Origin of the sequence: Streptomyces sp. NBC_00483, from assembly GCF_036013745.1 — a bacterium.
In the GTDB taxonomy this organism is placed as follows: domain Bacteria; phylum Actinomycetota; class Actinomycetes; order Streptomycetales; family Streptomycetaceae; genus Streptomyces.
Genome location: NZ_CP107880.1, coordinates 1,683,092 through 1,699,580, shown reverse-complemented (window position 1 = coordinate 1,699,580; position 16,489 = coordinate 1,683,092). Strand labels below are relative to the sequence as shown.

General features: G+C 70.6%; 20 protein-coding genes. 11 read left to right on the top strand and 9 right to left on the bottom strand.

The window, feature by feature from the left end; all coding sequences use genetic code 11:
• Position 1: 1 nt before the first annotated feature.
• From OHA73_RS07350 to OHA73_RS07335, 4 genes are all read right to left on the bottom strand, one after another.
• The gene (locus OHA73_RS07350) at positions 2 to 337 is read right to left on the bottom strand and encodes a hypothetical protein (RefSeq protein ID WP_327654579.1); all 336 of its coding nucleotides are present in this window, start codon (positions 335 to 337) and stop codon (positions 2 to 4) included.
• Positions 334 to 846 carry a hypothetical protein gene (locus OHA73_RS07345; RefSeq protein ID WP_327654578.1) on the bottom strand — a complete coding sequence of 171 codons (513 nt, stop codon included), beginning with the start codon at positions 844 to 846 and terminating at the stop codon, positions 334 to 336. The genes OHA73_RS07350 and OHA73_RS07345 overlap by 4 nt, the downstream gene beginning before the upstream one ends.
• 159 nt (positions 847 to 1,005) lie before the next feature.
• On the bottom strand, positions 1,006 to 2,436 hold the full coding sequence (locus OHA73_RS07340) for an NAD(P)/FAD-dependent oxidoreductase (protein WP_266716173.1): 1,431 nt from the start codon (positions 2,434 to 2,436) through the stop codon (positions 1,006 to 1,008).
• 240 nt (positions 2,437 to 2,676) lie between these two features.
• Complete coding sequence (locus OHA73_RS07335; protein WP_266716175.1) at positions 2,677 to 3,069, bottom strand: VOC family protein; 393 nt, start codon at positions 3,067 to 3,069, stop codon at positions 2,677 to 2,679.
• Positions 3,070 to 3,162: 93 nt separating this feature from the next.
• Here OHA73_RS07335 and OHA73_RS07330 point away from each other — a divergent pair, with 93 nt between their 5' ends.
• Positions 3,163 to 3,696 (top strand): GNAT family N-acetyltransferase, encoded by a 534-nt coding sequence (locus OHA73_RS07330; protein ID WP_266716177.1) that lies wholly within the window; start codon positions 3,163 to 3,165, stop codon positions 3,694 to 3,696.
• 9 nt (positions 3,697 to 3,705) lie between these two features.
• On the opposite strand, the gene OHA73_RS07325 is transcribed toward OHA73_RS07330, so the two are convergent.
• The 4 genes from OHA73_RS07325 to OHA73_RS07310 all read right to left on the bottom strand — a co-directional run bounded on the left by OHA73_RS07325 (position 3,706) and on the right by OHA73_RS07310 (position 5,826).
• Entirely contained in the window at positions 3,706 to 4,389 is a 684-nt protein-coding gene (locus tag OHA73_RS07325; RefSeq protein ID WP_266716179.1) for a glycerophosphodiester phosphodiesterase, read from the bottom strand.
• A gap of 62 nt (positions 4,390 to 4,451) precedes the next feature.
• A complete protein-coding gene (locus tag OHA73_RS07320) occupies positions 4,452 to 4,577 on the bottom strand; it encodes a hypothetical protein (protein ID WP_266716181.1) in 126 nt (41 codons plus the stop codon).
• Between the two features lie 78 nt (positions 4,578 to 4,655).
• Positions 4,656 to 5,258, bottom strand: a complete 603-nt coding sequence (locus tag OHA73_RS07315; RefSeq protein ID WP_327654577.1) for a PadR family transcriptional regulator — start codon at positions 5,256 to 5,258, stop codon at positions 4,656 to 4,658.
• Between the two features lie 40 nt (positions 5,259 to 5,298).
• Positions 5,299 to 5,826: an FABP family protein gene (locus OHA73_RS07310; RefSeq protein WP_327654576.1), complete on the bottom strand. Its 528-nt coding sequence runs from the start codon at positions 5,824 to 5,826 to the stop codon at positions 5,299 to 5,301.
• A gap of 187 nt (positions 5,827 to 6,013) precedes the next feature.
• Between OHA73_RS07310 and OHA73_RS07305 the strand changes: the two genes are divergently transcribed.
• The 6 genes from OHA73_RS07305 (at position 6,014) to OHA73_RS07280 (ending at position 12,328) form a co-directional block, all read left to right on the top strand.
• Complete coding sequence (locus OHA73_RS07305; RefSeq protein ID WP_327658426.1) at positions 6,014 to 7,144, top strand: LLM class flavin-dependent oxidoreductase; 1,131 nt, start codon at positions 6,014 to 6,016, stop codon at positions 7,142 to 7,144.
• A 131-nt stretch (positions 7,145 to 7,275) separates the two neighbouring features.
• Positions 7,276 to 8,298, top strand: a complete 1,023-nt coding sequence (locus tag OHA73_RS07300) for an alpha/beta hydrolase (RefSeq protein ID WP_327654575.1) — start codon at positions 7,276 to 7,278, stop codon at positions 8,296 to 8,298.
• Between the two features lie 81 nt (positions 8,299 to 8,379).
• Positions 8,380 to 9,789, top strand: coding sequence for a DUF6421 family protein (locus tag OHA73_RS07295; protein ID WP_327654574.1), 1,410 nt, complete (start codon positions 8,380 to 8,382; stop codon positions 9,787 to 9,789).
• Between the two features lie 32 nt (positions 9,790 to 9,821).
• Positions 9,822 to 10,583, top strand: coding sequence for an SDR family NAD(P)-dependent oxidoreductase (locus OHA73_RS07290; protein ID WP_267071612.1), 762 nt, complete (start codon positions 9,822 to 9,824; stop codon positions 10,581 to 10,583).
• Positions 10,580 to 11,650, top strand: coding sequence for a threonine aldolase family protein (locus OHA73_RS07285; protein WP_327654573.1), 1,071 nt, complete (start codon positions 10,580 to 10,582; stop codon positions 11,648 to 11,650). Before OHA73_RS07290 ends, OHA73_RS07285 begins: the two co-directional genes overlap by 4 nt.
• A gap of 78 nt (positions 11,651 to 11,728) precedes the next feature.
• Complete coding sequence (locus tag OHA73_RS07280) at positions 11,729 to 12,328, top strand: transglutaminase domain-containing protein (protein ID WP_327654572.1); 600 nt, start codon at positions 11,729 to 11,731, stop codon at positions 12,326 to 12,328.
• A gap of 22 nt (positions 12,329 to 12,350) precedes the next feature.
• Here the strand turns inward: OHA73_RS07280 and OHA73_RS07275 are convergent, their stop codons facing one another.
• Entirely contained in the window at positions 12,351 to 13,079 is a 729-nt protein-coding gene (locus OHA73_RS07275) for a lysophospholipid acyltransferase family protein (RefSeq protein WP_266716197.1), read from the bottom strand.
• A gap of 186 nt (positions 13,080 to 13,265) precedes the next feature.
• On the opposite strand from OHA73_RS07275, the gene OHA73_RS07270 reads away from it, so the two are divergent.
• From OHA73_RS07270 to OHA73_RS07255, 4 genes are all read left to right on the top strand, one after another.
• Positions 13,266 to 13,586, top strand: a complete 321-nt coding sequence (locus OHA73_RS07270) for a TlpA family protein disulfide reductase (protein WP_266716199.1) — start codon at positions 13,266 to 13,268, stop codon at positions 13,584 to 13,586.
• 236 nt (positions 13,587 to 13,822) lie between these two features.
• Positions 13,823 to 14,329 carry a flavin reductase family protein gene (locus OHA73_RS07265; RefSeq protein ID WP_266716201.1) on the top strand — a complete coding sequence of 169 codons (507 nt, stop codon included), beginning with the start codon at positions 13,823 to 13,825 and terminating at the stop codon, positions 14,327 to 14,329.
• 259 nt (positions 14,330 to 14,588) lie between these two features.
• Positions 14,589 to 15,377 carry an electron transfer flavoprotein subunit beta/FixA family protein gene (locus OHA73_RS07260; RefSeq protein WP_266716203.1) on the top strand — a complete coding sequence of 263 codons (789 nt, stop codon included), beginning with the start codon at positions 14,589 to 14,591 and terminating at the stop codon, positions 15,375 to 15,377.
• Positions 15,378 to 15,436: 59 nt separating this feature from the next.
• A complete protein-coding gene (locus OHA73_RS07255; RefSeq protein ID WP_327654571.1) occupies positions 15,437 to 16,399 on the top strand; it encodes an electron transfer flavoprotein subunit alpha/FixB family protein in 963 nt (320 codons plus the stop codon).
• Positions 16,400 to 16,489 lie beyond the last annotated feature (90 nt).

Sequence of the window (16,489 nt, the reverse complement as noted above, 5' to 3'; positions counted from 1 at the left end):
CTCAGTGCGCCGCGCCCAGCAACACGGCAAGACCTGCCGCGATCCCGCCGAGCAGACCCACGGCGGCGATGCCGATCACGACGTACCCGAGCCAGTCATTGCCCTTGCCGGGCCCGCGCCACCCCGCCTTGGCGCCGACCTGCGCGACGACGGCGACGCCGAAGTCCTCGTTGTGCGGGCCCGGATCCAGCGCCGCGGCCCCGGCGTTCGTCACGCGCTGGAACTCCTTCCAGCCGGCCTGTCCGTTCCAGGACCTGGGGCCCAGGCCCCCGTCGGGGCCGAGCGGGTGACCGCTGTAGGTGACCGTGAACCTGCGCTTGCCGCCGTCCGGCGTCACGCGGACGCGTCGCCGCCTGAGGTCGCGGCGTCACCGGCACCCGGCGGGCCCCACGCGGGCCCCGCAACACCGACGCCGACCCGTTGCCCCAACTGCCCGCCACCGACGGGCTGCTGAGCAGCCACCAGATCGGCGACGTCGCTCAGGAACTCCAGCGCCGGCTCGATCTCCTGCGGCGACTGCTCGTCCTTGTCCCAGCTGATCACTTCCGTGTCGGTGAACCGCAGCGGATACTTCGCGGCCCGCGGATCATTGAGCAGGAACTCGGCGAGCGGCCCGTTCAACGCGGCGGCGGCGACGGACGGTTGCAGCGTCCGCACGGTGAACCGCTCGTCGAACGCCGGGTGCCCGATGCTCGCATCGTCGCCCGCCCCGAACGCGCGCCGCAGCATCCCGGTGCGCTGCACCATGAACGTGCCGACCCGGTACGGGAGTTGGACTGCCCACACGGCGTACGTCGAGCTGCTGCTGTCGTCGCTGGAGCCGTCGCCCATGTCGCCGTGGGGCATGGAGGTGGTGACGACGCGCCCCTCGACCGCCGCCGCGTCGCGCAGATGGCCAAGCCGAACACGATGGCACCCATGACGATCTCCCCCATGAAAACGTGGGCAGCCCCGAGATCGGGGCTGCCCACGTGGTGACGGGTGGGGCCATGCGCCCCGGTGTCGTCAGGTGATCGGAAGCTCCGGCTTCTCGGGGGACATGGAGCGGCCGTCGACCCGCGCCGCGATCACCTCTTGCAGCTCCTCGGCGGAGAGGTACGCGTCGGTCATCTCGAAGTCCCTGAGCGTCGCGGGACGGTGCCGCTGGAAGCCGGTGCGGACGAAGTCGTCGCCGGCGACCGCATTGAGGGCCCAGTTGGCCGCCGTGCGGAACCGGGCCGTCAGGGTGCGCAGCGCGCCGATGTGGTAGCCGCGCGCCACGACCTGGGCCGGGAGCCCGGTCAGCTGGATGCCCAGCGGCTTCGACACGGCCTGGATGCCGCCCAGGTCGACGACGAGACCGAGGTCCTTGTGGCGGTAGGGCACCAGCGGGTTGCCGCGCACCGAGGCGAGGATGTTGCGGGCCGCCGCCCAGCCCTGCCGCATCGCGTGCTGCGCGGTCGGCGGGCACATCGCGTCGCCGCCCTTGACGAGGTCCGGGACGGCTGCCGCGTCGCCGAGCGCGAACACCCCGTCGAGCCCGGGCACGGTCAGCTCGGGCGACACCACGAGCCGGCCGCGGTTGGTCTCCGAACCGAGGGTCGCCACGAGCGGGCTGGGCGCGACGCCGGCCGTCCAGATCAGCGTGTGGCAGGGCAGCTCGCGCCCGTCCGTGAGCGTCACCGTGTCCTCGGTGACGCTCGCCACCGACACCCCGAGCGAGACGTGCAGCCCACGCCGCTCAAGGATGTCCATCGCCTTGTCGCCGAGCCGATCGCCCAGCTCCGGCATGAGCTTGGGCGCCACATCGACCAGGTGCCACTTGATGAGCGCCGGGTCGAGCCCGGGATAGCGCTTGACCGCGGCGGTCGTGAGCCGCTGCAGATACGCGGCCGTCTCCGTCCCCGCGTAGCCGCCGCCGACCACCACGAACTGCAGCCGCGCCTCGCGCTCGGCGGGGTCGGAGCTGGCCGCCGCCAGGTCCAGCTGCGTGATCACGTGGTCGCGGATCCAGGCCGCCTCGGCGAGCGTCTTCACGCCCACCGCGTACTTGTCCAGACCCGGGATGTCGAACTGGCGCGTCACGCTGCCCGGCGTGAGCACCAGGTAGTCGTAGTGCTCGACGCTGACCTCGCCGTTTATCTTCCGTACGACGACGGCCTTCGCCTGCGGGTCCACGCCGATCGCGCCGCCCGGCACGATCTGGGTGCGCCGCAGCATCCTGCGCAGCGGCACCGCCACGGACTGCGGGGTGAGCACGCCGGAGGCCACGTGCGGAAGCAGTGGCAGGTACAGCTGGTGCGCGGTGGGGCTGATGAGCCGCAGCACCGCCTCGCCGGGCTTGAGCTCCTTCTCCAGCTTGTGCGCGCACTCCATCCCGGCGAATCCCGCGCCGATGATCAGGATCCGGGGGACGGACGACGTACGGGAAGCGCTGGTGTTCCGCGGAGTGGTCATGTCGGATCTCTCCTGGGGTGGGCTGCGTAGGACCGGTGGGCGTCGTCGATCCCTGCGTATCCGGATTCGGCACACCCGAATCCCGAACTCACGCCATCCTCTGCCCCCGACCGGTTCACCGCACGCGTTCGCGGGAACCGTACGAGACACCCGACCCGCGCCCCACCGCCCCCGAACGACCCCTTGCGCGGGGCTCGGCGGCCTAGGCCGTTCGGGCGAGGGGAGGGCGTCCAGGGCGGCTCAGATCCCCGGCCGGTACCGGATCGGGTGCTCCTGCGGCACCTCGACGAGGACGATCTCGTGGCCGTCCGGATCCGTGATCCACATTTCGATGAGGCCCCACGGCTCCTTGACCGGCTCCCGGACCACCGTGACGCCCTGCCCGGCCAGCTCCTCGTGCGCCGCGTGCACGTCGGCCACCTGCATCCACAGCTTGAGGCTCGGCACCGGAGGCTCCGCGGAGCGGCCCGCCACCTCCAGGAATCCGCCGCCCAGGAAATACACGGTGCCCCGCTCGGGCCCGGTGCCGAACTCCCGGTACACCGCGAGGCCCAGCGCCTCCCCGTAGAACGCCCGCGACCGCTCGGGATCGGTCGGCCGGATCAGAACCCTGCTGCTCAGTACATGAACCATGCCGACGCAGCGTAGTCCGCTCGCGTTAACCTCGACGGCGCCCGCACATGCGGCGCCCGCACACTCGCCGTCCCTCAACCTGGAGGCCCTCTCATGACCACCGTCGACCTCGTCTTCCGTGACGCCCGGCCCGAGGACGTCGACGTGCTCGTCGCCCTCATCGAGTCGGCCTACCGAGGCGACTCCAGCCGGACCGGGTGGACCACGGAGGCGGACATCCTTGAGGGGCAGCGGACCGACCCGCAGGGCGTCCTCGATGTCATCGAGGACCCCGACAGCCGGCTGCTCACGGTGGAGCGGGACGGCGCGGTCGTCGCCTGCTGCCAGCTGGAGCACCGCGGGGAGCACGCCTACTTCGGCATGTTCGCGGTCAGCCCCGCCCAGCAGGGCGCGGGCCTCGGCAAGACGATCATCACGGAGGCCGAGCGCAGGGCGGCCGAGACGTGGGGCGTCAGCGAGATGCACATGACGGTGATCGACGCCCGCGAGGAGCTCATCGCCTGGTACGAGCGCCGCGGCTACCGCCGTACGGGACGGTTCAGCCCCTTCCCGTACGGCGACGAGCGCTTCGGTATCCCGCAGCGCGACGACCTCAAGTTCGAACTGCTCGTCAAGCCGCTCGCGTAGGCGCAAAGGTCACGCGGTAAAGCGGCCCGTGCGCTTGATCTCCGGATAGTCCGTGGTCGCGCCGTCGAGGCCGAGCGCCCGCACGAGCCGCAGATCGTCCTGGGTGTTCACGACCCAGCCGATGATCCGCAGGTCGGCCTTGCGGGCGTGCTCGACGATCTCCTGCGTGAGCCGCCGGATGTTGAGCACCAGCGTCGTGGCCCCCGCCGTGACGGCCCGCTCGACGACTCCGGTGCCGTAGCGGCTGGCGACGAGCGCCGTGCGCACGCCCGGCACGAGCCGGGCGATCTCGGCGATCGCCTCGTCGTGGAACGAGATCACCTCGACCCGGTGCACCAGATCGCGGCGCAGCATCACATCGGCGAGCGCCCGCGCCGCCGCCGTGTCCTTGATCTCCGCCTGCAACGGGGTACCGACCGCGTCGAGCACCTCCTCGAAGACCGGCACGCGCTCGCCGCGCCCGGCGTCGAGGCCGCGGATCTCGGCGAGGGTCTTCTCGGCGATCGGCCCGTGGCCGTCCGTGGTCCGGTCGACGTCGGCGTCGTGCATGACGACGAGCGCGCCGTCCTTGCTCAGGTGCAGGTCGAGTTCGATTATGTCGAGTCCCCCGCGCTCGGCGGCGACGAAGGACCTCAGGGTGTTCTCGGGTTCGAGACCCATGGCTCCGCGATGCCCGATGGTGAGGAAGTTCAAGGTCGTCTCGCCTCCGTCGACTGCGGCTCTGTGCTGCCGCGCGGACGCGACAGACTCGTACACTAACGGGCCGTCTGCGTCAGGGAACCGTGCCTGCGAGAAGGACCGGAGTCGTGGGTTCTGGTGCCCACCACACCGAGGATCAGTCCAGTGATCACGGCGGCGACGAGGATGGCACGGGTACTCACGGCGGATGCGCCTCCGGACGGTACGGGCAGGGGGTGCCGACCGTCCTACCGGGCAGGTCACTCTCCGCGCGAGTCCGCTCACCCGGTGGTGGGCGCGTCTCCGGCGGCGTTGACTTCGGGGGCGGCGGGCAGCGCGTCCAGGTCCGCCAACATGCCTTGGGCGAGCTCGACTTCGGCCGCGAGGTGCCGCTCGCTCCAGCGCAGCGCGATCTGCGGGTGCGCCCACGCCTCCACGCCCTCCGCCCGCGCGGCCGCGTCCCGCACCTCCTTCAACTCGCCCTCGACGCGCGCCACATGCTCCTCGACGAGCGTGCGCAGCCGTCCCGGGGCGGCGAGATGCCCCAGCCATACGCGCAGCAGCACCGGGTGCCGCAGCGACACGGCGGCCGGGTCCCGGTCGTCGGCCGCCCACGCGGCGAGCGCGTCCCTGCCCGCGCGCGTGATGGCGTACGTGCGCTTGGTGCGCGGCTCCTCCGGGCCCGAGCGCCTGGACGTGGCGTAGCCGAGCCGCTCCAGCCTGCGCAGCTCGGCGTAGATCTGGCTGAAGGCGGGGGAGCCGTAGAAGAAGCGCAGCGACGCGTCCGCCCACTTCTTCAGCTCGTACCCGGTCCGCTCGCCGGGCGGGAAGGACAGCAGTCCGAGCACGGCCCAGGCGGTCGGTGGCAGCGGAGAGGTCGGCATGGCTCCGCATTGAAGTCAGCGGAGGTCACGGGCGCAAGAGCTACTTCCGGCGCAGCTGGGCCGAAAGATGGTGCTGGAGGGGTTGGCCGACGGCCGCGAGGTCGTGGGTGAACGTGAGGGTGTCGTCGTCGGTGAGCGCGTAGCGGCGCCCCGTCGCGTCGACGTGCTTGGCGGTCGGGGTGAGGCCCACGGTGTGCGTGGCGAGCTCGACCGTGCCGTCGGCGGCGGTGCCGACCATGATCTCCGCGATCCCGGTGGGTTGCGTGATCAGCGCCTCGACGCGCCCCTCGGGCTGAATCCGCCACCAGCCGCTCTCCCGCGCCGCGGGCCGCACGGGCGCGTCATCGGCGTCGATCAGCCAGGCCCGCGCCTCGTACCGCAGAAACGGCCTGCCGTCGTGGCTGAACGTGACCTCCTGCGCGTACGTGAAGTCGCCGTCCAGGGTGGGGTATTCGCCCCGCCCCCGGCCGTGCCAGCTGCCGAGGAGGCCGAGGACGGGCGCGAGCAGCGGGTGCGGCTCGGGGATCTCCTCGTACGGGTACGAAGGCGCGGGCGCGGGGTCGAACACGGGTGGCTCCTGGGGCTAGGGGGTTACCGGGGAAGCGTAGAGCGTGCCAGCACCGCCCGTGCGGAGCGTCGTGCCCCTTCCTTTCTCTGACGGGCCGTCATATAGCTATTAGTCATATGGAGCACATGGAGTGCATGGAGCACGCCGCATCCACGGCATCGACAGCACCGACCGCTCGGGAGGCACCGTGAAGTTCAGCGTCATCTTCGAGGCCCAGCTCGCCGACCCCACCGTCGAACGCGAGCACCAACTGCTGCGCGACAGCGTCGAACAGGCCGTGTTCGCCGAGGAGATGGGCTTCGACCGGATCTGGGCGGTCGAGCACCACTCCCTCAAGTGGTACGCCCACATGTCCGCGCCGGAGATCTTCCTGACCTGGGTCGCGGCACGCACCTCCCGCATCCGCGTCGGGCACGGCGTGGTGTGCATGCCGTTCAACTTCAACCACCCCGCGCGCGTGGCCGAACGCGCCGCGATGCTCGACCTGTTGTCCGGTGGCCGGCTCGACCTCGGCGCGGGGCGCGGCGGCACCACGCAGGAGACGTCGCTGTGCGGGGTCGACAAGGAGCGGACCACGCAGGAGGTCGAGGAGGCGCTGCGGATCATCGGGAAGGCGTGGGAGAAGGACGAGCTGGAGCACCACGGCCCGCTCCTCGACATCGACCCGCACCCGATCCTGCCCCGCCCCGCACAGGCCCCGCATCCGCCGCTGTTCCTCGCGTGCAGTCGTACGGAGACGCTGCGCCAGGCCGCCGAACTCGGCGTCGGCGCCCTGGTGATGGGCTTCGCGGGCCCGGAGGCGATCGCCGACATGCGCGGCGCCTACGACGCGGCGGTCGCGGCCCGCACCCCCGAGCGCCTCGTGTCCTCGGTCGTCAACGACCACTTCTCCGTGCTCTGTCCGACGATCGTGCTCGACGACCGGGAGACGGCCCGCAGCATCGGCATCCGCGGCCAGCGCTTCTTCGCGCAGTCCATCGGGCACTGGTACGGCGGCGCGGGCATCCCCGACGAGGCCGTCGTGGAGGGGGCGGACGAGGCGGAGGAGATGCGCAGGGCCGCCGAGCAGGTGGTCGCCCGGCTCCACGAGCACCACATCCCCGTCCGCCCCACCGCCACGGCCACCTTCAACGCCGACCACGCGTACGGCACCGCCGACGACGCCATCGCCTACGTCGAGCGCCTCCGTGACGCGGGCGCCGACGAGATCATGTGCCTGATCCAGATGGGCACGGTGCCGCAGGAGGCGTGCATGGAGACGCTGCGGCAGTGGGGCGAGAAGGTGATCCCGTACTTCCGTGGGGAAGTCGGTGAGTGACGCCCGCCGCTGGGCAGGGATCCGTCCGCCACCCCGCACCGTTACAGCACGGCCGCCGTCCCGCCCCGCCACCACCGTCACAGCCGCCACCCCGCACCGTCACGACCGTCACACCGACCCAGGAGCCGCCCATGACCCCCGACCCGGTCGACCGCCTCGCCCCAGAGGCCCGGCCCCTCGTCGATGCCATCGCCGCCGCGTTCCCCGACCTCGGGGGCGCCGTCACCGATGCCGTCGAGGCCCGCAGGATCCTCGCCGCCGCACCCGAGTCGCCGTTCCCCGCGCCCGTGGTGGGGGCCGTCGAGGACCGGGAGATACCCGGGCCGCCGGGTGCGCCCGCGATCCCCGTGCGCGTGTATCTGCCGGAACCGGACGCGGAGCCGGAGCCGGACGCGGCGCCGGAACCCCGCCCCGTCGTCGTCTTCTTCCACGGCGGCGGCTGGGTCATCTGCGACCTCGACAGCCACGACCACACCGCCCGCGCCCTGTGCAGGGACGCGGGCGCCGTCGTCGTATCGGTCGACTACCGGCTCGCGCCCGAGGCCCCGTTCCCTGCCGCCGTCGAGGACGCGTACGCCGCCGTCTGCTGGGTCGCCGACCACGCGCCCGAACTGGGGGCGGATCCAGGGGCGTTGACCGTGGCGGGCGACAGTGCGGGCGGAAATCTCGCCGCGGTCGTCGCGCAGATCGCGCGCGACGAGGGCGGCCCCGACATCGCACGCCAGGTCCTCGTCTACCCGGCCACCGACGCCCGCCAGAAGTCCGGTTCCTTCGACGTCAACGCCGAGGGCTACTTCCTCACCGCCGCCCACTGCGGCTGGTTCCGCGAGCAGTACCTGGGCGCGGACGGGGACCCCGCCCACCCCCGCGTATCGCCGCTCCTCGCGCAGGACCTCGCCGGGCTGCCCGCCGCGCACATCGTCACCGCCGGCTGCGACCCGCTGTGCGACGAGGGCCGGGCGTACGGCAAGGCGCTGCGGGACGCGGGCGTCGCGGTCACGGAGAGCCATTTCCCGCAGATGTTCCACGGCTTCTTCGGGTTCCCCGAACTCCTCGAGGACTCCCGGCAGGCCTTGGCCGGTGCGGCAGAGGTGATTGCGGTTACCGCCCGTCACAGGAAAAACAGCGGTGATCAAGGGGGTAACGCAGGATAATTTCCCGAGACCCCCCTTGTGGTCGGGAACCTCGCGTGCATACGGTGTTCTTACGCGAGGTTCTCCCGTGGAGGTTGGGACATGACGGAAATTCTTGTGCAGGCTGGCGCGGAGGGGGCGGATTCTCCGGTCCAGGTGGTCGGACCCAGGGTGGTGGATCACCCGGCCTGGCCGTTGCTCAAGGACGCCGTGGAGGAGTTCAGGCCCCTGCAGAGCAAGGACGGGTCGATCGACTTCGAGGCCGAAGGCGCCCCGGCGAAGGCCGACGCCGAGCGGATCGTGGGCCGTGTCATGGCCGCGGTCGAGGAGCTCGCCCCGCTGCTGCCGCACGACGCGGCGTACCACGAGGCGCTCGTGCGCGACCTGCGCCGCTGGGCGGAGGGCGGCTTCGAGGTCCCGGACTTCCTGGACTCGCTGCTCGCCTTCCAGCCCGCCGCGCAGCGCCGGGACGGCCTCCAGCACCTGGTGGTCTTCCCGATGTACACGCAGAACGGGAACCCGGACCGCAACCTGGAAGCCGTCGTGCTGCGCATGGTCTGGCCGGAATGGCTCGCCGAGCTGGAGGCGACCCGTTACGACAACCCGCTGTTCTGCGGCATCACCTTCGAGGACTTCACCTCCGGGTACGACACGAACTCGGCGGTGCTCTTCCCGGAGACGATCGCCGTGCGCGAGGCGCCCGAGCGCTTCTCCTGGGGCGGCATCTTCTGCGACCGCGAGGCGGCCCGCTTCCGCCGCGTCACCGAGGCCGCCGTCGACATCCTCGGCGTCGAACTGCCCGCGGACATCGAGGCGATGGTCGCCGACCAGGACCGCTGCCAGCAGGCGTTCGTGCTGTGGGACATGGTCCACGACCGCACGCACAGCCACGGCGACCTGCCCTTCGACCCGTTCATGATCAAGCAGCGCCAGCCGTTCTGGATGTACGGCCTCGAAGAGCTGCGCTGCGACCTCACCGCCTTCAAGGAGGCCGTGAAGCTGGAGGCCGACGGCGTCCCGCAGGCGCGCGACGTGCAGTACGCCGTGCTCTTCGACCGGATGTTCCGCTTCCCGGTCACCGGCGACCGCGTCAAGAACTACGACGGCCTCGGCGGCCAGCTGCTCTTCGCGTACCTGCACAAGCACGACGTGGTGCGCTGGACGGACAACAAGCTGCACATCGACTGGCAACGCGCCCCCGAGGTGACCAACCAGCTGTGCGGCGAGATCGAGAAGCTGTACCGCGACGGCATCGACCGCCCGAAGCTGGTGCACTGGTTCGCCGCGTACGACCTGGTGTCCACGTATCTGTCCCCGCACCCGGGATCCACCTGGGCGAAGGGTCCCGACGCCCTGGACACGTCCCTGCCGCCGCGCAAACTCGTGGACGAGGTGCTTCCCGACGAGTTTCCGCTCAGCATGTTTTATGAGGCCCTCTCCAAGAAGCTGAAGACCGTGATCGCTTCTACGAAGGGGATCACCGCGGAGCGTGCCGAGAAGGTGGCCGCGTGAGCCACGGCGAACAGCAGCAGGAGGCGACTGTCATGACCGACACCCATGGGACCAGGGACACGCTGGACGGTGCGGTGATCGCGGTGGCCGGAGCGGCCGGACCGGCCGGCAAGGCCACCCTCAAGCGGCTCGCGGAGGCGGGCGCCACCGTCATCGGGGCCGACGCGGACGCCGAGCGCCTGGTGGCGGCCGTCGACGAGGCGCGCTACGCGCACGGCGGCGCCACTGTCATCGGCGACAACGTCGACCTGCTCGACCTGCACGCCACCCGTGACTGGGCGGGACGCATCGAGAAGGACTTCGGCCGCGTGGACGGCCTCGTGCACCTGGTGGGCGGCTGGCGGGGCGGCGCGACCTTCGCCGACACCGACCTCGCCGACTGGGACCTGCTCGAAAAGCTCCTGATCCGCACGGTGCAGCACACGTCCCTCGCGTTCTACGAGGGCCTGTCCCGCAGCGACCGCGGCCGCTACCTGCTGATCAGCGCCGCGGGCGCCTCCAAGCCGACCGCGGGCAACGCCGCGTACGCCGCGTCCAAGGCCGCCGCCGAGGCGTGGACGCTCGCGCTCGGTGACTCCTTCCGCAAGGCGGGGGGCGAGGCCGGGCCGCAGCAGGCGGCTGCGATCCTGGTGGTCAAGGCGCTGGTGCACGACGCGATGCGCGCCGAACGCCCCAACGCGAAGTTCGCGGGCTTCACGGACGTCACGGAGCTGGCCGAGGCCATCACCGGCGTCTGGGAGCGGCCCGCCGCCGAACTGAACGGGACCCGTCTGTGGCTGACCGAGAAGCCGTGAACCCTCCGAAGACCGATGCCCACCGGCATCACGACCCCACCACGCAGGGGTTCGCCAGCGACAACTACGCGGGAGGCCATCCCGAGGTGATGGCGGCGCTCGCCCTCGCCAACGGCGGGCACCAGGTCGCGTACGGCGGGGACGAATACACGGACCATCTCCAGACGATCATCCGCAGCCACTTCGGCCCGACCGCCGAGGCGTTCCCGGTGTTCAACGGCACGGGCGCCAACGTCGTCGCGCTCCAGGCGGTCACCGACCGCTGGGGCGCGGTGATCTGCGCCGAGTCCGCGCACATCCACGTGGACGAGGGCGGCGCCCCCGAGCGGATGGGCGGCCTGAAGCTGCTCACCGTGCCGACCCCGGACGGCAAGCTCACCCCCGAGCTGATCGACCAGCAGGCCTACGGCTGGGACGACGAGCACCGGGCGATGCCGCAGGTCGTCTCGATCACGCAGTCCACCGAACTGGGCACGCTCTACACGCCGGACGAGATCCGCGCGATCTGCGAGCACGCCCACGAGCGCGGCATGACGGTGCACCTCGACGGCTCCCGGATATCCAACGCCGCGGCATCCCTCGACGTCCCCATGCGGACGTTCACGAACACGGTCGGCGTCGACATCCTGTCGCTCGGCGGCACCAAGAACGGCGCACTGTTCGGCGAGGCCGTCGTCGTCCTCAACCAGGACCGCGTGCGCCACATGAAGCACCTGCGCAAGCTGTCCATGCAACTGCACTCCAAGATGCGCTTCATCTCGGTGCAGTTGGAGGCGCTGTTCGCCAAGGACCTGTGGCTGCGCAACGCCCGGCACGCGAACGAGATGGCCCAGCGCCTCGCCGAGGGCGCCCGCGCCGTCGACGGCGTCGAGATCCTCTACCCGGTGCAGGCCAACGGCGTCTTCGCCCGCCTCCCGCACGACGTCTCCGAGCGCCTGATGAAGAAGTACCGCTTCTACTTCTGGGACGAGGCGGCCGGCGACGTGCGCTGGATGTGCGCCTTCGACACGCGCGAGGAGGACATCGACTCCTTCGTGGCGGCCCTCAAGGAGGAGATGGCTCGCTAGCCACCGAATCCGCATAGGTATGCGGTCGACCGTAAATCTATTGACGAACGGTCGGCCGCGTTCCTATGCTCGCGTGCCATGCAGCTGATCCAGCAGAACCCCGATCTGTCCGCGTATTTGGCGGCCGACGACGTCATCGACCATCATCATTCGCTCGTACGGGAGACCGCGGCGCGCCTCGCGCGCGGCGTCGACGATTCATATGCATACGCTCACGCCGCCTACGAATTCGTACGGGACACGATTCCGCACTCCGCCGACAGCGGAGACCTGCGCGTCACCTGGCGGGCGTCGGACGTCCTGGAGAAGGGCACCGGAATCTGCCACGCGAAGGCGCACGCGCTGGCGGCGCTGCTGCGCGCCGAGGACATCCCGACCGCGCTCTGCTACCAGCGGCTGTCGCACGACGCGGGGACGGGCTGGTGCGTGCACGGCCTCGTGGCCGTACGGCTGCGCGGTGCGTGGCACCGGCAGGACTGCCGGGGGAACAAGCCGGGCGTCGACGCCCAATTCTCCCTGGGCGGGGAGCGGTTGGCGTGGATACCCGACCCGAAGGCCGGGGAGGCGGACTATCCGGCGCTCCACGACGCGCCGCACCCGGCGGTGCTCGACGCGCTGCGCGGAGCGCCGGACCGTCCGTATCTGTGGGAGCACCTTCCGGACGCGATCCCGGGGTGACTCAGGACCCTTCAGAAGGGTCCTAGCCGGCCTCGGCGGCCTTGACCTCTTCCGGGGTCGGGGCGGTGCCGCCCAGGTGCGCCGGCATCCACCACGTGTCGTCGGGTCCCTTGGGGCGCACCGGGTAGGCGCGCTGCGCGGCCTCGAGCAGTTCCTGCATGCGCGTGCGCAGGCGGCGCGTGATCGCTCCCGCGTACTGGTCGCTCGGTGCCTCCATGGCTTCGCCGACGCGGACCGTGATCGGGATGTGCTGCCGCTTGAAGTTCTTCGGACGGCCCTTGGTCCACAGTCGCTGCGTGCCCCAGAGCGCCATCGGGATCAGCGGAACGCCGGCCTCCTGGGCCAGGCGCACGGCGCCCGTCTTGAAGCTCTTGAGTGTGAACGACTCGGAGATCGTCGCCTCGGGGAAGACGCCGATGATCTCGCCGGATCGCAGCGAGTGCAGCGCGTGCTGGTAGGCGTGCTCACCTTGGGCGCGGTCCACCGGGATGTGCTTCATGCCGCGCATCAGCGGGCCGGAGATCTTGTGCCGGAATACCGACTCCTTGGCCATGAAGCGGACGAGACGCTTCTGCGGCAGGGCCGCCAGGCCGTCGAAGATGAAGTCCAGGTAGCTGATGTGGTTGCTGACCAGGACTGCGCCGCCGGTACGCGGAATGTTCTCCGAGCCCTTGAGGTCGATCTTCAGGTCGAGCGCCTTGAACATCGTGCGGGCGGCGCCGATGACCGGAGGGTAGACGAGCTCTGCCATGGAGGGGGTTGGCCCTTCAGTAAGTTACGCGGCCGTAGGTTTTCCGGCTTGCGCAGATCGTGCCCCATCAACGGCCGGGTGGCCAGTCCTGGTTCCAGCACCGTACGAGATCCTTGTCACGTGCGGGGAATACGGGAACGTCCGGAAATCGCTGCACAGAAAGCAGCGGAATGGAGGAGGAGCAGAGTGGCGGTCGATGAACAGACTTGGGACGCCGCGCAGTTGGGCGAGGAGCTGGGGGAGCGGGCGACGCTCGTCCAGTTCTCCAGCGCGTTCTGCGCCCCCTGCAGGGCCACCCGCCGGGTCCTCGACGAGGTCGTCGCGATGGTGCCCGGCGTCTCCCACGTGGAGATCGACGCGGAGGAACGCCTCGACCTCGTACGCGACGTGGGCGTCCTCAAGACCCCGACCGTGCTCGTCCTGGACGCGCGCGGCCGCGAGGTGCGCCGGGCGGCGGGACAGCCGCGCAAGGTGGACGTCATCGCGGCGCTGGGCGAAGCGGTCTGACGTGCCGATGGTCGCCGCGCGTGAGGGGCGGTGGGCGCCGCGTGACGCATCTCCCAGATGACGGAACGCACTTGACTGCACGCGCCACGTATCGTCAGGGTGACCGTATGCCTTCGGAACTCCTTCTCGTCGAGCGGGTCCATGTCGACCTGGCTCGCTGTTCGAGCGCCCGCTGTCCGCGTGTCTGACGCAGCCACGGACCCTCGCTCGAACCCTCCTGCCAGAAGGACAACTCCATGACGGCCACGCCCGACCTGCGCACCGCCCAGGCAGCGACCCCCGACCTGTTCCGCTCCGTCTTCCGACAGCACGCGGCAGGCGTCGCGGTGGTCACCGCGCCCGGTGCGGCCCCCGTCGGCTTCACCGCCACCTCTCTCACCTCGGTCTCCGCGAGGCCTCCCGTCGTCTCGTTCGGCATCGGCCTCGGCTCGTCGAGCTGGCCGACCGTCGCCGAGGCCGAGCACGTCGGCGTGCACATACTCGGCGAGCACCAGGCCGATCTCGCCGCGACGTTCGCGAAGAGCGGCGCCGACCGCTTCGGCGGGCCCACCCGATGGTTCGAGGGGCCCCAGGGCGTGCCGATCCTCGACGGCGTGCTCGCCTGGCTCGTCTGCAAGGTCATCGCGCGGGTGCCCGCGGGGGACCACCAGATCGTGCTCGCGGAGGCGCTCTGCGGCGACCCTGCGGGCGCCGGTCGTCCGCTGCTGTACCACCAGGGCCGCTTCAACGGGCTGCGCGACTGAAAGTTCCTGTGCGGCGCGGTTACACAGCGTTGGCAAGGTCACAGTTCAAAGCGCTTGCTTAGTGGGCGTAAGCTGGGTGTACTGGCGAGTAACCTTTTGTTCGGAGCGCGGGCCGCCCCGACCGGAAGAGTCCGCACAAGGCGCATATGCTGCCTGCGAGAAGGCGTTTTCAGCCGCAGCAGTACAGCAAAGGCGTGGCCAGTACAGCTGGTAGCAAGACAGCCGCCCAGATAAAGACGATTGCAGTAGGAGAGCCGGCGTGAGCTTGAGGATCGTTGTCACCGTGAAGTACGTGCCGGACGCCACGGGCGACCGGGGTTTCGCCGATGACCTGACCTTGGACCGTGACGATGTCGACGGTCTGCTCTCGGAACTCGACGAGTACGCGGTGGAGCAGGCGCTGCAGATCTCGGAGAACTCCGACGACGACGTGGAGATCACCGTCCTGACCGTGGGTCCCGAGGACGCCAAGGACGCGCTGCGCAAGGCGCTGTCGATGGGCGCGGACAAGGCGATCCACGTCGAGGACGACGACCTGCACGGCACGGACGCGATCGGCACCTCGCTGGTGCTGGCGAAGGCGATCGAGAAGGCCGGCTACGACCTGGTCGTCTCCGGCATGGCCTCCACCGACGGCACCGCGGGCATCGTCCCGGCGCTGGTCGCCGAGCGTCTCGGTGTGCCGCAGGTGACGCTCCTGTCCGAGGTCGCCGTGGCCGACGGCAAGGTGACGGGCCGCCGCGACGGTGACACCGCCTCCGAGCAGCTCGAGGCGTCCCTTCCGGCCGTGGTGTCGGTGACGGACCAGTCCGGTGAGGCGCGTTACCCCTCGTTCAAGGGGATCATGGCGGCGAAGAAGAAGCCGGTCGAGGCGTGGGACCTGTCCGACCTGGACATCGAGGCCGAGGAAGTCGGCCTGGAGGGTGCCTGGACGAAGGTCGCGTCCGCCGATGAGCGTCCGGCGCGCACCGCGGGCACGATCGTCAAGGACGAGGGCGAGGGCGGCAAGCAGCTCGCCGAGTTCCTCGCGGGCCAGAAGTTCATCTGAGCTTCAGCCGTCCAGTTAAGTCGCCCAAGTTCTTTGTGATTGCAGGAGATTGAAGTCCCATGGCTGAAGTTCTGGTCTTTGTCGACCACGTGGACGGTGCCGTCCGCAAGCCCACCCTGGAGCTGCTGACGCTGGCCCGCCGCATCGGCGACCCGGTCGCCGTCGCCCTCGGCAACGGTGCCGCCGACACCGCCGCCGCGCTCGCCGAGCACGGCGCGGTCAAGGTCCTCACCCACGAGGCCGCCGAGTACGCCGACTACCTGGTCGTGCCGAAGGTGGACGCGCTGCAGGCCGCCTACGACGCGGTCTCCCCGGCCGCGGTGCTGGTGCCGTCCTCCGCGGAGGGCAAGGAGATCGCCGCGCGTCTGGCGCTGCGTATCGGGTCCGGCATCATCACCGACGCCGTCGACCTGGAGGCCGGCGACGGCGGTCCGGTGGCGACGCAGTCGGTGTTCGCCGCCTCGTACACCACCAAGTCGACCATCTCGAAGGGCACGCCGGTCATCACCGTCAAGCCCAACTCCGCCGCCGTCGAGCCGGCCGCGGCCGCCGGCGCCGTCGAGGCCCTGAACGTGTCGTTCTCGGAGCAGGCCACGGGCACGAAGGTGACCTCGCGCACCGCGCGTGAGTCCACGGGCCGTCCGGACCTGACGGAGGCCGCGATCGTGGTCTCCGGTGGCCGTGGTGTCAACGGTGCCGAGAACTTCTCGGTCATCGAGGCGCTCGCCGACTCCCTCGGCGCGGCCGTGGGTGCCTCGCGCGCCGCGGTGGACGCGGGCTGGTACCCGCACTCCAACCAGGTCGGCCAGACCGGCAAGAGTGTCTCGCCGCAGCTGTACATCGCCTCCGGCATTTCCGGTGCGATCCAGCACCGCGCCGGCATGCAGACCTCGAAGACGATCGTCGCCATCAACAAGGACGCCGAGGCCCCGATCTTCGACCTCGTCGACTACGGCGTCGTCGGCGACCTCTTCGACGTCGTCCCCGCCCTGACCGAAGAGGTCAAGACCCGCAAGGGCTGAGACAGTTCCGACGTCGACGGGGCCGCGTGGTGATCACACCGCGCGGCCCCGTCCGCGTGACGGGACGACGAAAAAGACCCATTGACGCCG